General features: G+C 64.5%; 13 protein-coding genes. 7 read left to right on the plus strand and 6 right to left on the minus strand.

Annotated elements, in window-relative coordinates:
• Positions 1-281 precede the first annotated feature (281 nt).
• The 3 genes from CAG00_RS13375 (at position 282) to trmA (ending at position 4,160) form a co-directional block, all read left to right on the plus strand.
• Positions 282-1,502, plus strand: coding sequence for an MFS transporter (locus tag CAG00_RS13375; protein WP_025340646.1), 1,221 nt, complete (start codon positions 282-284; stop codon positions 1,500-1,502).
• Between the two features lie 280 nt (positions 1,503-1,782).
• Positions 1,783-3,078 carry an NCS2 family permease gene (locus CAG00_RS13380; RefSeq protein WP_015271803.1) on the plus strand — a complete coding sequence of 432 codons (1,296 nt, stop codon included), beginning with the start codon at positions 1,783-1,785 and terminating at the stop codon, positions 3,076-3,078.
• Positions 3,075-4,160 (plus strand): tRNA (uridine(54)-C5)-methyltransferase TrmA, encoded by a 1,086-nt coding sequence (gene trmA / locus CAG00_RS13385; RefSeq protein WP_085664465.1) that lies wholly within the window; start codon positions 3,075-3,077, stop codon positions 4,158-4,160. The genes CAG00_RS13380 and trmA overlap by 4 nt, the downstream gene beginning before the upstream one ends.
• A 134-nt stretch (positions 4,161-4,294) precedes the next feature.
• Here the strand turns inward: trmA and pcaG are convergent, their stop codons facing one another.
• Together pcaG and pcaH are read right to left on the minus strand one after the other, a co-directional pair.
• Positions 4,295-4,900, minus strand: coding sequence for a protocatechuate 3,4-dioxygenase subunit alpha (gene pcaG, locus CAG00_RS13390; protein WP_085664466.1), 606 nt, complete (start codon positions 4,898-4,900; stop codon positions 4,295-4,297).
• A 10-nt stretch (positions 4,901-4,910) separates the two neighbouring features.
• Positions 4,911-5,630, minus strand: a complete 720-nt coding sequence (gene pcaH / locus CAG00_RS13395) for a protocatechuate 3,4-dioxygenase subunit beta (RefSeq protein ID WP_003251597.1) — start codon at positions 5,628-5,630, stop codon at positions 4,911-4,913.
• A gap of 226 nt (positions 5,631-5,856) precedes the next feature.
• Here pcaH and CAG00_RS13400 point away from each other — a divergent pair, with 226 nt between their 5' ends.
• Both CAG00_RS13400 and CAG00_RS13405 read left to right on the plus strand, forming a co-directional pair.
• Positions 5,857-6,744, plus strand: a complete 888-nt coding sequence (locus CAG00_RS13400) for a neutral zinc metallopeptidase (protein ID WP_025340648.1) — start codon at positions 5,857-5,859, stop codon at positions 6,742-6,744.
• Positions 6,745-7,016: 272 nt separating this feature from the next.
• A complete protein-coding gene (locus CAG00_RS13405) occupies positions 7,017-8,936 on the plus strand; it encodes a methyl-accepting chemotaxis protein (protein ID WP_085664468.1) in 1,920 nt (639 codons plus the stop codon).
• Positions 8,937-9,066: 130 nt separating this feature from the next.
• On the opposite strand, the gene ggt is transcribed toward CAG00_RS13405, so the two are convergent.
• From ggt to CAG00_RS13420, 3 genes are all read right to left on the minus strand, one after another.
• Positions 9,067-10,734: a gamma-glutamyltransferase gene (ggt, locus tag CAG00_RS13410; protein WP_085664469.1), complete on the minus strand. Its 1,668-nt coding sequence runs from the start codon at positions 10,732-10,734 to the stop codon at positions 9,067-9,069.
• Positions 10,735-10,851: 117 nt separating this feature from the next.
• Positions 10,852-11,748, minus strand: a complete 897-nt coding sequence (locus CAG00_RS13415; protein ID WP_085664471.1) for a LysR family transcriptional regulator — start codon at positions 11,746-11,748, stop codon at positions 10,852-10,854.
• A 185-nt stretch (positions 11,749-11,933) separates the two neighbouring features.
• Positions 11,934-12,524, minus strand: coding sequence for an NAD(P)H-dependent oxidoreductase (locus tag CAG00_RS13420; RefSeq protein WP_025340652.1), 591 nt, complete (start codon positions 12,522-12,524; stop codon positions 11,934-11,936).
• A gap of 154 nt (positions 12,525-12,678) precedes the next feature.
• Between CAG00_RS13420 and CAG00_RS13425 the strand changes: the two genes are divergently transcribed.
• A complete protein-coding gene (locus CAG00_RS13425; protein ID WP_003258316.1) occupies positions 12,679-12,993 on the plus strand; it encodes a putative quinol monooxygenase in 315 nt (104 codons plus the stop codon).
• Here CAG00_RS13425 and CAG00_RS13430 read toward each other — a convergent pair.
• Positions 12,983-13,747, minus strand: a complete 765-nt coding sequence (locus tag CAG00_RS13430; protein WP_085664473.1) for a sulfite exporter TauE/SafE family protein — start codon at positions 13,745-13,747, stop codon at positions 12,983-12,985. The two genes, CAG00_RS13425 and CAG00_RS13430, sit on opposite strands and share 11 nt — an antisense overlap.
• Before the next feature lie 77 nt (positions 13,748-13,824).
• Between CAG00_RS13430 and CAG00_RS13435 the strand changes: the two genes are divergently transcribed.
• Positions 13,825-14,706: a LysR substrate-binding domain-containing protein gene (locus CAG00_RS13435; RefSeq protein ID WP_085664474.1), complete on the plus strand. Its 882-nt coding sequence runs from the start codon at positions 13,825-13,827 to the stop codon at positions 14,704-14,706.
• Positions 14,707-14,851 lie beyond the last annotated feature (145 nt).

Consider the following 14,851-nt stretch of genomic DNA (forward strand, 5'->3'; position numbering starts at 1 on the left):
GTAGTCGAGTGCGGCGCGTTGGAATTGTTCTGTTCGATCGCAGGGATTTCGGCCCAAGGGCCCGATCGTTACATCTGGAACGATTGACCCAGATCAACGATTGCTAGGAAGCATAGTCCTGAATGGCCCGCCGGGCCGTGTGGTTGATTGCCGCGTGACCGGTTGCCCCACCCCCTTTCATGACGCGTGAAAAAGTGCCGACCCCGGCAAACAGTAACCGTTTGTTACAAACAGATGATACGCTGCGCACCCCTCTACTGCGCCGAGGCCCCTGGTTTCCGATGTCCGATTCCGCACCGCAGTTGTTGCGTCACCACCGCCCTTTCCTGGCCTTCTGGCTGGCCCGCGTGTTCACCGCCAGCGGCTTCCAGATGCTCACCGTGGCCATTGGCTGGCACCTCTACCAATTGACCGGCAATGTGCTGGACCTGGGCCTGGTCGGCCTGGTCGAGTTCGCCCCACGGGTGCTGTTCATGCTGCACACCGGGCATGTCGCCGACCGCTATGACCGGCGCAAGGTCGCTGCGCTGTGCCAGAGCCTGCAGGGGCTGATAGCCCTGGCACTGGCGCTGGGCAGTGCCACCGACAACGTCACCCGCGAGCTGATCTTCGCCCTCGCCTTCCTGCTCGGTGCCACGCGTTCGTTCGAAATGCCGGCGACCCAGGCGCTGCTGCCCAATGTGGTACCGGCCGGGCTGTTCCCACGCGCGGTGGCGGCTTCGGCCTCGGCCACCCAGTCGGCAACCATTGTGGCGCCGGCGGTTGGCGGCTTCCTGTATGCCTTCGGCAGCATCTGGGTATACGGCCCCACCGTGGCCCTGTACGCCATCGCCTGCGTGCTGACCCTGAGCCTGCAGGCACGCGGCCAGGTGGCCCAGCGCGGACGCGCCAGCATCGAATCGCTGCTGGCCGGCATCCGCTTCATTCGCAGCCGGCCGGACATCCTCGGCGCCATCTCGCTGGACCTGTTCGCCGTACTGCTGGGCGGTGCCACCGCGCTGTTGCCGGTGTTCGCCAAGGACATCCTGCTGACCGGCCCGCTGGGCCTCGGCCTGCTGCGCTCGGCGCCAGCGGTGGGGGCATTGCTGATGTCGCTGTGGCTGGCGCGCTTCCCGTTCGAGCGCAACGTGGGGCGGACCATGTTCACGGCAGTGGGCGTGTTCGGCGTGGCGACCATCGCCTTCGGCCTGTCGACCTCGTTCTGGTTCTCGCTGGCAGTGCTGGTGGTGCTGGGTGCGGCAGACATGATCAGCATGGTTATCCGCGGTGCCTTCGTGCAGTTGGAGACGCCGGATGAAATGCGCGGACGGGTGAGTGCGGTGAACGGCTTGTTCATTGGTGCCTCGAACCAGCTCGGCGAGTTCGAATCGGGGGTGACCGCGCACTGGTTCGGCACAGTGCCGGCGGTGGTGCTGGGTGGGGTGGGCACTTTGGTGGTGACTGGGGTGTGGATAAAGCTGTTCCCGACACTGGCCAAGCGGGACCGGTTGCATAACGGTTGATCTGTAGCCTGTACCGGCCCTTTCGCGGGTAAACCCGCTCCCACAAGGACCGCGCTGCCTTCAGATCTGGTGGAGTACCTGTGGGAGCGGGTTCACCCGCGAAGAGGCCGGCACAGGGAAAAAATTACCATTCCCCAACGGCCATAGGCCCCCGCAAAGCATGCTGGTATGATGCGCGGCTTTTTTCCGCCCCACACAAAACCACGGCAACCGGTACGGTCTGTGCTTTGCTGATGGGGTCGATACATTCATGGCGCCGGGGGCGCCTCGGGGAGCGGGCATGCTGGAAAGGCTGTTTCAACTAAAAGCACACAACACCAATGTGCGCACCGAGATTCTCGCGGGCGTCACCACCTTCCTGGCCATGGCCTACATCCTGTTCGTCAACCCGAGCATCCTCGGCGAGACCGGCATGGACAAGGGCGCGATCTTCGTCGCCACCTGCCTGGCCGCGGCCATCGGCTCGGTGACCATGGGCCTGATCGCCAACTACCCGATCGCCCTGGCGCCGGGCATGGGCCTGAACGCGTTCTTCACCTACACCGTGGTCCTGCACATGGGCCACACCTGGCAGGTGGCACTGGGTGCGGTGTTCCTGTCGGCGGTGATGTTCTTCCTGCTGTCGATCTTCCGCATCCGCGAATGGATCGTGAACAGCATCCCGCTGCCGCTGCGTTCGGCCATTGCCGCGGGTATCGGCCTGTTCCTGGCACTGATCGCCCTGCATAACGCAGGCATCGTCGTCGATAACCCAGCCACCCTGGTGGGCCTGGGCGACCTCAAGCAGCCAGCACCGATCCTCGCCACCCTGGGCTTCTTCCTGATCGTCGGCCTCGAGTCGCTGAAAGTGCGCGGCGCCGTGCTGATCGGCATTCTCGCCGTAACCATCGCCTCGATCCTGATGGGCGTGACGCCCTTCGGCGGCGTGGTCTCGATGCCGCCATCGCTGGCCCCGACCTTCCTGCAGCTGGACATCGCCGGCGCGCTGGACGTGGGCCTGGTCAGCGTGATCTTCGCATTCCTGTTCGTCGACCTGTTCGACAACTCCGGCACCCTGATCGGCGTGGCCAAGCGCGCCGGGCTGATGGGCAAGGACGGCCACATGCCGAAGATGGGCCGTGCCCTGATCGCCGACAGTACCGCAGCCATGGCCGGCTCCCTGCTGGGCACCTCGACCACCACCAGCTACATCGAATCCGCCGCGGGCGTGAGCGCCGGTGGCCGCACCGGCCTGACCGCCATCGTGGTCGCCGTGCTGTTCCTGCTGGCGCTGTTCTTCGCCCCGCTGGCCGGTAGCGTGCCGGCCTTCGCCACCGCCCCGGCGCTGCTGTTCGTCGCGGTGCTGATGGCCTCGGGCCTGGCAGAAATAAACTGGGACGACGTCACCGAAGCCGCACCGGTGGTAGTGACCGCCCTGGCCATGCCGCTGACCTACTCGATCGCCAACGGCATCGCCTTCGGCTTCATTTCCTGGACCGCCGTCAAGCTGATCTCCGGCCGCCACCGCGACCTGAACCCGGCCCTGGTGATCCTTTCCATCCTGTTCGTCATCAAGCTGGGCTGGTTCAACGCATGAGTGCTGCTTTCGACCCCTCCTCCTACACCACCCAGCTGGACGCCAAGGTGACCCGGCTGCGCGAGCTGCTGGCGCCGTTCGGCGCGCCGGAGCCGGCTGTTTTCGACTCGCCGCGCGAGCATTACCGCCTGCGCGCCGAATTCCGCCTGTGGCGCGAGGATGGCCAGCGCCACTACGCCATGTTCGCCCCGGGCGAGAAGCACAAGGCGATCCTGATCGACGACTTCCCCATCGCCAGCCAGCGTATCAATGCACTGATGCCGCGCCTGAAGGCGGCCTGGCAGGCCAGCGAGGAACTGGGCAACCGCCTGTTCCAGGTGGAGTTCCTCACCACCCTGGCTGGCGATGCCATGGTCACCCTGTGCTACCACCGCCCGCTGGACGAGGCCTGGGGAACGGCCGCACGGCAGCTGGCCGAAGAGCTGGGCGTGAGCATCATCGGCCGCTCCAAGGGCAAGCGCCTGGTCATCGGCCGTGACTACGCGGTGGAAAAACTCGACGTCGCTGGCCGTGTGTTCAGCTACCGCCAGCCGGAAGGCGCGTTCACCCAGCCCAACGGCGCGGTGAACCAGAAGATGCTGAGCTGGGCCTTCGAGGCCATCGGCGAGCGCGACGACGACCTGCTGGAGCTGTACTGCGGCAACGGCAACTTCACCCTGCCACTGGCCACTCGCGTGCGTCAGGTGCTGGCTACCGAGATCAGCAAGACCTCGGTCAATGCCGCGCTGAGCAACCTCGACGAGAACGCTGTGGATAACGTGCGGCTGGTGCGCCTGTCGGCAGAAGAGCTGACCCAGGCGCTGAATGAGGTGCGGCCGTTCCGCCGGCTGGAAGGCATCGACCTGAAGAGCTACGAGTTCGGTACGGTGTTCGTCGACCCGCCACGGGCGGGGATGGACCCGGATACCTGCGAGCTGACCCGGCGTTTCGAGCGGATCCTGTACATCTCGTGCAACCCGGAGACGCTGGCGGCGAACATTGCCCAGTTGCAGGACACTCACCGCATCGAACGGTGTGCGTTGTTTGACCAGTTCCCGTATACCCACCATATGGAGAGTGGGGTTTTGCTGGTTCGGCGCTGACGGTTGAAAGTGACTGGGGCCGCTCTGCGGCCCTTTCGCGACACAAGGCCGCTCCCACAAAGACCTGCGTACACCGATCAATGTGGGAGCGGCCTTGCGTCGCGATGGGCTGCAAAGCAGCCCCCAGACTCGACTCAGAAGTCGAAGAACACCGTCTCCCCTTCCCCCTGAATACGGATATCGAAGCGATACGCCATCTTCCCGTCCACCTCGCAACGCTTGGCCACCAGGGTCTCGCGCCGCTGCGGCTGCTCGATCAGGTTGAGCACCGGGCACTTGGCATTGGCCTCGGCCTCGTCATCGAAATACAGCCGCGTGTGCAGGTGGATGTTGATGCCCCGGGCAAACAGGCTGATGTTGATGTGCGGCGCCATCGGCACGCCCGCAGCGTTGTTCACCACGCCCGGCTTGACCGTGTGCAGGGTCCACTCACCGGCATCGAAGGTGGTGGCGGTGCGGCCAAAGCTGTTGAAGGCGTTTTCCAGGTTGTAGGCATCCTGGTACTCGCCGTTGGCATCGGCTTGCCACACTTCCAGGAACGAGTCGCGCACCAGGTGGCCGTTACCGTCATACACCTGGCCGATCAGCAGGATGTGCTCGCCCGGCGCGTCCGGCTTGGCCAGGCGGTTCCAGATTTCCTGGTCGCGGGTCGGGTTGCCGGCCGCTTCCAGGGCCAGGCCGATGTGCACGTAGGGGCCGGCGGTCTGCGAAGGGGTTTCCGGCAGCAGTTCGATTGGCATGGCGGGGTCCTCAGCAGTTTTCGAAGTGGGTCTTGCGCTGGCCGCGCAGCACGATGTCGAAGCGGTAGGCCAGGCAGTCCATCGGGTTGGCGTTGCTCATGTCGAGCTTGGCGATCAACTGCTGCACGGCTTGCGGGTTGGCGATCGACTTGACGATCGGGCACATCGGGATCAGCGGGTCACCCTCGAAGTACAGCTGGGTGATCAGCTTGGTGGCAATCGACGGGCCGCTGATGGCGAAGTGGATGTGCGCCGGGCGCCAGTCGTTCGGGCCGTTGCGCCATGGGTACGGGCCCGGCTTGATGGTGCGGAAGCTGTAGTAGCCATCACGGTCGGTCAGGCAACGGCCGACGCCACCGAAGTTCGGGTCCAGCGGCGCCAGGTAGCGGTCGTTCTTGTGACGGTAGCGGCCGCCGGCATTGGCCTGCCACATTTCCACCAGGGTATTCGGCACAGGCTTGCCGTACTGGTCGACGACACGGCCGGCGACGATGATGCGCTCGCCGATCGGCAAGCCGCCGTTGTTGAAGTTCAGCAGCAGGTCATGGTCATGGGCGCCGAAGCCCAGGTGGGAAAAGTCCGGGCCGGTGGTTTCGCTGATCGACTGCGGGATGCTGACCAGTGCCTGGCGCGGCGAGCGGGCAATGGACGTCTTGTAGTCAGGCGTAAGGGCTTTCGGGTGCCAGTTGCGATCACGGATCACGAAGCGGCTGTTGTCCTGGGCGGGCATGCCGGTTTCCTCTCTTGGAATTATGGAAATGCGCGGGGGGTTCTTTGAAACCCAGTCGCGGGCAAGCCCGCTCCCACATGCAGTTTCAGGCAGGTAGCGTGCAATGAATATTGAAATCAGCCACATCAAACATAACCATTTGGTTATGCATAAGCACCTTGGCCTGACACTCGCCGCTGTCGTGGACTAATCTTTGTCTTCTTGTTTCACGCTCCGGAGAGCATTCATGGATTGGCGAAAAGGCCGACGCAGCGACAATGTGGTCGATGCCCGAGGCGAAGGTGGTGGCGGCGGCATGCGTTTCGGCGGCGGCAAGGGGCTGGGGCTTGGAGCGGTGCTGCTGATTGTCGGCATCGGCTGGCTCACCGGCCAGGACCCGTTGCAGATTCTTGGCCAGCTCGCCGGCCAGATGGAGCAGCAACAACAGCAGGCACCCAGCAGCGCGGGCGGCAAGGCCCCGCCGGCCAACGACCAGCAGGCCGAGTTCGTCGCCTCGATCCTGGGCGACACCGAAGACACCTGGAAAGCCCTGTTCGCCGAGGGCGGCAAGCAGTACCGCGACCCCAAGCTGGTGCTGTTCAGCGGCCAGGTCAATTCGGCCTGTGGCTTTGCCTCGGCGGCGGTGGGGCCGTTCTACTGCCCGGCAGACCAGCGGGTCTACCTGGACATGTCGTTCTTCCGCGAAATGGAAACCCGCTTCGCCGCAGCCGGCGACTTTGCCCAGGCCTACGTGATTGCCCACGAAATCGGCCATCACGTACAGACCCTGCTGGGCGTGTCGGCCAAGGTCGATGCCGCGCGTCGTAGTGGCCAGCGCATGGAAGGCGACAATGGCCTGCTGGTGCGCCAAGAGCTGCAGGCCGACTGCCTGGCCGGGGTATGGGCCTACCAGGCGCAGAAGCGCCTGAACTGGCTGGAACCGGGCGACGTCGAAGAGGCGCTGAACGCGGCCAACGCCATTGGCGATGACCGCCTGCAGCAGCAAGGCCGCGGGCGCGTGGTACCAGACTCGTTCACCCACGGCACCTCGGCGCAGCGGGTGCGCTGGTTCAAGGCTGGGTTTGCCGAGGGCGAAGTGAACCGCTGCGATACCTTCAGTGCGCGCAACCTTTGAATAGCTTCCAAAACCGACGCGATCCCTGTAGGAGCGGCTTTAGCCGCGAACACCGGCAAAGCCGGTGCCATCCACCGCGTCGCCTGCTTCGCGGGCATGCCCGCGAAGGGCTGCAGAGCAGCCCCAATCAAGCCAGTTACAAATCTGCTGAAAAAGCGTTTCAGCTTCCTCCATCACTGCCGATAACCCCTGCACGAATCAGCGGGCATCCAGAACAACAACGCCTGGCGATCGAAGATCAAGCGAGCGAAAACAACTTCTGGAGAGCGTGCATGAACAGCTGGTTCGCCAACATCAGCGTCAACCTCAAACTCGGCCTGGGCTTCGGCCTGGTACTGATCCTCACCGGCCTGCTGGCCCTGACCGGCTGGACCAGCCTGGGCAGCCTGATCGACCGCAGCAACTGGATGGGTGATATCGGCCAGCTCAACAAGGACCTGACCGACCTGCGCATTGCCCGCCTGCAGTACATGATCGCCAACGGCGACGATGCCGCCGCCGCCAACACCCAGACCAAGCTGGACGCCTTCAGCAAACAGCAGGCCTACCTGGCCAGCACCTTCAAGAGCCCGGAAAACATCAAGCTGCTGGGTGAACTGGGCGAGACCATCAGCGCCTACAAGGTGTCGCTGAACAAGATGCGCCAGGGCTACGACGCCACCCGCACCGCGCGCACGGCCATGGACGGTTCGGCCAGCCGCGCCGACCAAGCCATGGACGCCCTCAGCCAGGAAGTCATGGCGCGCCCAGAAGCCGACAGCGTGCGCCTGGCCCAGTACCAGCTGATCAGCAAGGCCCGCCAGCAACTGCTGCAGGTGCGCATCGACGTACGCGGCTACATTGCCGAAAACAGCGCCGCCAACGAGCAGGCCGCCCTGCGCCAGCTGGACGCCGCCCTGGCCGAAATCGACAACCTCAAGCGCCAGCTGCCGGCCGAAGACACGCGCCTGCAACAGTTCGAAGGCTCGGTGCTGGCCTACCGTGACGCCGTGCGCCAGTTCCGCGATGCGGTCGCCAACATCACCACTGCGCGCGCCGAAATGACCGTGCAGGGTGCCGACATCGTCAAGCGCAGCGACGCGCTGTACCAGATCCAGCTGCAGCGCCGCGACATCGAGAGCACCCAGGCTCGCAGCCTGCAGGCCATCGCCACGCTGCTGGCGCTGCTGGTCGGCGTGCTGGCGGCAGTGCTGATCACCCGGCAGATCACCCGCCCGCTGCGCGACACCATGGCGGCAGTGGAAAAGATCGCCAGCGGCGACCTCACCCAGCATCTGCGCGTCACCCGCCGCGACGAACTGGGCGCGCTGCAACAAGGCATCGCCCGCATGGGCACCACCTTGCGCGAGCTGATCAGCGGCATCCGCGACGGCGTCACCCAGATCGCCAGCGCTGCCGAGGAACTGTCGGCAGTGACCGAGCAGACCAGCGCCGGCGCCAACAGCCAGAAGGTCGAGACCGACCAGGTGGCCACCGCCATGCACGAAATGGCCGCTACCGTTCAGGAAGTGGCGCGCAATGCCGAACAGGCCTCGCATGCCGCGACCGGTGCCGATGACGAAGCCCGTGCCGGCGACCGCGTGGTGGGCGAAGCAATTGGCCAGATCGAGCGCCTGGCCGAGGACATGCACCGCTCCACCGAAGCCATGAACCTGCTGCAGCAGGAAAGCCAGAAGATCGGCAGCGTGATGGACGTGATCAAGTCGGTGGCCGAACAGACCAACCTGCTGGCGCTGAACGCAGCGATCGAGGCGGCGCGTGCCGGCGAGGCCGGCCGTGGTTTTGCCGTGGTCGCCGATGAAGTGCGCGGCCTGGCCCAGCGCACGCAGAAATCCACCGAAGAGATCGAAGAACTGATCGCCAGCCTGCAGCATGGGACCCAGCAAGTGGCTACGGCCATGCAAGGCAGCCGTACCCTGACCGACAGCAGCGTCGAGCTGGCGCGCAAGGCCGGGGCTTCGCTGGAGAGCATCACCAGCACGGTGTCGAGCATCCAGTCGATGAACCAGCAGATTGCCGCAGCGGCAGAGCAGCAGAGTGCGGTGGCGGAGGAGATCAGCCGCAGCATCCTGAATGTGCGTGATGTGTCGGAGCAGACGGCGGCGGCCAGTGACGAGACGGCGGCGTCCAGCGTGGAGCTGGCGCGGTTGGGGGGGCAGTTGCAGACGTTGGTCAGCCAGTTCCGCGTCTGATCCTGGAATCTGGGGCCGCTTTGCGGCCCATCGCGACACAAGGCCGCTCCTACAAGGGACCGCGATCTCCTGTAGGAGCGGCCTTGTGTCGCGAAAGGAGGGCAAAGCCCTCCCAGCGATGGAGCAGGTATTACTTGACGATCATCCCTACCCCACGCCCACGCGGATCCGAAGCGGTCTCCAGCTTCGTCCCATCAACCCGGATCGCCTGGATATCCCCCATCTCCCAGCCCTGGTCCTCCAGCACATAGCCCATCTTCTTCAGTTCATCAGCCACCGGCCCGGTCAGCGGCGCATAGCTGTCGAAGTAGATGGTGTCCTTGGGCAGCAACTGATGGTGCACGCGCTGCGCCGCCACCGCCTTGTCCAGCGGCATGTCGTAGTCGTACAGGTTGTTCATCACCTGGAAGATCGAGGTGAAGATCCGCGACCCACCCGGGGTACCGATGACCAGCTCGACCTTGCCATCACGGGTCATCAGGCTGGGGCTCATGGACGACAGCATGCGCTTGCCCGGGGCGATGGCATTGGCATCGCCACCAACCACACCAAAGGCGTTCGCCGCCCCCGGCTTGGCGCTGAAATCGTCCATCTCGTCGTTGAGCAGGAAGCCGGCGCCTTTCACCACCACACCACTGCCGTAATCGAGGTTGAGGGTGTAGGTGTTGCTGACCGCATTGCCCTGCTTGTCGACGATCGAGAAGTGCGTGGTCTGGTGCGGTTCCAGGCCCGGCTTGACCTTGTCGGTGTCGGAAATGGCCTTCGGGTTGACCTGCGCGGCGCGCTTGGCCAGGTAGTCCTTGGCCACCAGCTGATCCACCGGCACTTTGGTGAAGGCCGGGTCGCCAAGGTAGTCGGCGCGGTCGGCGAACACGCGCTTCTCGATCTCGGCCAACAGGTGTATGTACTGCGCCGAGTTGTGCGCCACACCCTTGAAGTCCGCCGCGCGGTTTTCCTTGATGCCCAGCAGCTGGGCCAGGGCGACGCCACCGGAGCTTGGCGGTGGCGCGGTATACACCACGTTGCCACGCCAGCTCACGGCCATCGGCTCACGCCAAACGGCCTTGTAGTCCTTGAGGTCCTGTTTGGTGATCAGGCCCTTGTCGGCCTGCATCTGCGCCACCAGCAGGTCGGCGGTCTTGCCCTGGTAGAACTCGCTCACGCCCTTGTCGGCGATGCGTTCCAGGGTCTGGGCCATTTCCGGTTGCTTGAACAGCTCGCCGACCTTCATGTTGCCGAAGTAGTCGTTGAAATTGGTCGCGGTCTTGAACATGCCCTGGGCATCGTTGCGGTACTGGTACTGCTTTGCGGCCACCTTGAAGCCGTTTTTCGCATAGCCGATGGCCGGGGTCAGAAGCTCGCTCCAGGGCAGCTTGCCGAACTTCTGGTGCGCCTCCCACAACCCCATCACCGTGCCCGGTACGCCAGCAGCGCGTGCCCCGACAAGGCTGAGGTTCTCGATGACCTCACCCTTTTCGTCCAGGTACATGTTGCGCGTGGCGGCCCGGGGCGCGACTTCGCGGTAGTCGAGGAAGTAGGGTTTGCCGTCGACGAACAGGGTCATGAACCCGCCACCGCCGATGTTGCCGGCCTCGGGATAAGTCACCGCCAGGGTGAAAGCCGTGGCCACTGCCGCATCCACCGCGTTGCCGCCTTTCTTGAGGATGTCGGCGGCCACCTGTGCACCATATTGATCGGGCGCGGCCACCGCGCCGCCCTCAAGGTTGGCGGCATGAACCGAGGAACAGCTCAGGATCGCGGCTGCGAGAGCCAGGTACTGGAACGGAGCAATACGCATGACACTTCCTTGGTGTTGTTTTTGTTGAGCAGTCAGTAAGGCCGAAGCGCTTCGACTGTGCAATCAACCGCAGGAAGTTTCGCCGCCTGTGGACAGGATCTGTCGCGTTCAGGCAACTCAGCTGGCGTACATTGCCAACTTGCGCTGGATGAAATCGAGGAAGCACTGGATACGCAGCGCCAGCTGGGTGTTGCGGTAGTACACCGCATGGATCGGCTGGCGGTAGCCGTTGTTGGCTTCGCTCAGCAGCACTTGCAGGCGCCCGGTGCGGATGTCCTCGTGGGTCATGAAGTGCGACAGGCTGACGATGCCCTCGCCGGCCAGCGCCAGTTGGCGCAAGGTCTCGCCGCTGGAGGCGATCAGCGCCGGACGGATGCTCCAGCGGTCACCCTGGGCATGGCGCAGTGGCCAGTGGTTGAGCGATTCGGGCTGGCTGAAGCCAAGCAGGCAGTGGTTGGCCAAGTCCTCGACCCGCTGCGGCGTGCCGTGCTGCTCGAGGTAGGCCGGGCTGGCCAGCACCTGTACCGGGCTGCAACCCAGGCTGCGTGCGTGCAGGCTGGAGTCAGCCAGTTCGCCGATGCGGATCGCCACATCGGTGCTCTGCTCCAGCAGGTCGATAATCAGGTCGTCGGTATTGAGTTCCAGTTCGATCCCAGGGTATTGGCGGCGGAACTCGCCGATCCACGGCAGGATGGCATGCAGCATGAACGGCGCGGCGGCGTTGATGCGCAGGCGCCCGTTGGGGGTCTGGCGGTTCATCGACAGGCGCTCTTCCATCTCGTCCATCTGCTCCAGGATCAGCCGCGCGCGTTCGAGGAAGAAGCGGCCCTCCTCGGTCAGGTCCATGCGCCGAGTGGTGCGGTTGACCAGCGTGGTACCCAGCTTGCCCTCAAGGCGCGACAGGGTACGGCTGACGGCGGACGGGGTCTGGCCCATCTGCTCGGCAGCAGCGGAAATCGAGCCGCAGTCGATGACGGCGACGAATACCTGGAGTTCTTCGGATCGGGTTTTCACATCTGCGCCTGTGTGGTTGGTCTCTGCAGGGATTAGATAGCCGCTTGTCGAGGCCAAGTCCAGCGGTGCCTGTACGGGCCTCTTCGCGGGTGAACCCGCTCCCACAGGTACACCACAGTCCTTGAAAGCCGTGCAGCACCTGTGGGAGCGGGTTTACCCGCGAAGAGGCCAGCACAGGAAAAACCTTACTGTGCCTTGCCGAACACCTTGTCCAGATGCGCCTCATAGGCCGCCAAAGCAGCCGGCACATCCGGCCGCTTCATCACATCCACGGCCAGGAAAGTCGGCAGCCCGGTCATGCCGAGGAACTGGTTGGCCTTGTGGAACGGGAAGTACACTGCATCCACCCCTTTGCCCTCGAAGAAATCGCTCGGGTCGTCGAATGCCTGCTGCGGTGCATTCCAGGTCAGCGAAAGCATGTACTGCTTGCCGTGCACCAGGCCACCGCTGCCGTACTTCTGCGAGTAGTCCGCACGGGTACGGCCGTCGTTGGCATACAGGCTGCCGTGGCCTGCGGTGAACACCTCGTCGATGTACTTCTTCACGGTCCATGGCGCCCCCATCCACCAGCCAGGCATCTGGTAAATCACCACATCGGCCCAGAGGAACTTCTCCACCTCTTCCCGGGCGTCGTAGCCGCCGTCGATGAAGGTCTGGCGCACATCGAAACCGGCCCGGTCCAGGTGAGCGATGGCCGCTTCGTGCAAGGTCGCGTTGAGGCGACCGCCGGAGTGAGCGAACTGTTTACCACCGTTGAGCAAAAGGATCTTCTTCATGCGGGCCTCGCGGAAAATTCAGGCCGGCAGGTTAGGGGCTCGCGGGCGCGGGATACAGTAATGCATGGGCAAAATACAATTGACCTGAAGTCACGAATCAACAATACATTATTGCCTTAGAATCGCATCACCTCCCATCAACGAGTAGCGACCCATGAGTGAGCAGTACGCCTTCATCCTCAAAGCCAAGACCCGCCCGGAAATGGCTGAAGCGTTCGAAACCCTGTTCCGCGCCTACGTCGAGCCAAGCCGCCAGGAGCCGGGCTGCATCGAGTACCACATGCTGCGCGACAAGCAGGACCCGAGCCTGTTCGTGTTCTTCGAGGTCTGGGCCGACAAGGCCGCGCTGGATGTGCATTCGGCCCTGCCGCACATGACCGCGTTCTTCGAAAAACGCATGGACTACCTGGAACGCGATTTCGACATCCAGATGATCGACATGCTCAGCGCATCAAGCGCTAACCGCTGATCAGCAAATGGCCGCCGAGTGCGGCCAGGCCGATGAAGAAGCAGCGTTTGAACAGCAGCGCGCTGATGCGCTGACGCAGCCACTGGCCGGCCAGCATGCCGAGCAAGGCCGGCGCCAGCATCAGCAGCGAAGCACCCAGTGCCTGGCCACCCAGGGCATCCTGCCCGGCCAGGCCAACGGCCAAGGCCAGGGTCGAAACCGTGAACGACAGGCCCAGGGCCTGGACCATCTGATCCCGACTCAAACCCAGGCTCTGCAGGTAGGGCACAGCCGGTATCACGAACACCCCGGTCGCCGCCGTGACCACGCCCGTAACCAGCCCGCAAAGCGGCCCCGACCAACGCTCCCGCCCCGGTGCCAGGCGCAGGCCCGGGCCGACCAGCCCGTACAGCGCATACACCATCAAGGCCGCGCCCAGTGCATGTGCGGCCCAAGGGCCGCTGTTGATCCCCAGCCAGGCACTGCCCAGCAAGGTACCGACGAAGATCATCGCCAGCATCGGCCACAGGCGTGCCAGCAACCCCCGCAGGTGCCCACCGCTTGCCAGCTGCCACAGGTTGGTGAGGGTCGACGGCACGATCAGCAATGCCGCAGCCTGCGCCGGTGGCATAGCCAGGCCCAACAGGCCCATGGCGATGGTCGGCAGGCCGAGGCCGATCACGCCCTTCACCGCACCGGCCAGCAGGAAGGTCAGTACCACCAGCAGCGACAGCGCTGGGCCAATGTTCTGGTAGAAAGCGAGCAAGGTATTCATGGGCCGATGATGGCGTGCGCCGGCCGGGGTGAAAATCTGCCATATACTCAGCCAGACTCTTGCCAGGACAGAGCCACATGCATTTCGACCTGATCGACCTCAGGCTGTTCCAGCACACCCTGGAGTGCGGCAACATCACCGCCGGTGCCAGCCGCAGCCATCTGTCGCTGGCAGCAGCCAGTGCGCGCATCCGCGCCATGGAGGCATCGCTGGGCATCCCTTTGCTGGAACGCAACCGCCGTGGTGTACAAGCAACTCCGGCAGGCCAGGCACTGCTGCAGCATGCCCGGCTGATAACGCAGCAGGTCGAGCGCCTGCAGTTCGACCTGGGCCAGTACGCACAAGGGCAGCAGGGCCAGGTGCGCCTGCTGTGCAACACGGCTGCGCTCACGGAGTACCTGCCGGAACTGCTGGCCGGCTACCTGGCTGAAAACCCTGGAGTCAGCGTGGATGTGCAGGAGTTGCCGAGCCTGCGCATCGTGCAATCGATTACCCAAGGCATGGCAGACCTGGGCATCGTTTCGACCGCCGCACCCAGCGCGCACCTGCAGACCCGGCCGTTTCGCGAAGACCCGTTGGTGCTGGTGACGCCGCAGCGCCATCCGCTGGCCAACGAGGTCGCGCCGAGCTTCATCGATAGCCTGGCCCATGGCTATGTCGGCCTGGGGGCTGGCAGTGCACTGGCGTTGTACCTGGAAGAGCAGGCGCTGCGCGAGGGGCGGCGCATGCGGGTTCGGGTGCGTGCCGAAGGGTTCGATGGCGTGATCCGCATGGTCGCGGGCGGGGCCGGGGTGGGAGTGGTGCCGCTGGCTGCGGTGAAGCGTTGGCAAGGGGTGTTGCCGTTGCACTGGGTGGCGCTGACGGAACCATGGGCCAATCGCCGGTTGCTGGTGTGTGCACGCGATTTTGCGGCATTGCCGGGGTATGCCGCAGGGTTGGTAACCACCCTCACCCGCTGACGGAGTGGATGGCACGGGCTTCGCCCGTGTTCGCGGGCGGGCCCGCTCCCACAGGATATGTGGTATCTCTCGGATGGACGCTATACCTGTGGGAGCGGGCGAGCCCGCGAAGCAGGCACCGCGATTGATGGCGGGCTTCGCCCGT

Source organism: Pseudomonas sp. B5(2017) (assembly GCF_002112825.1).
Lineage (GTDB): Bacteria > Pseudomonadota > Gammaproteobacteria > Pseudomonadales > Pseudomonadaceae > Aquipseudomonas > Aquipseudomonas putida_Z.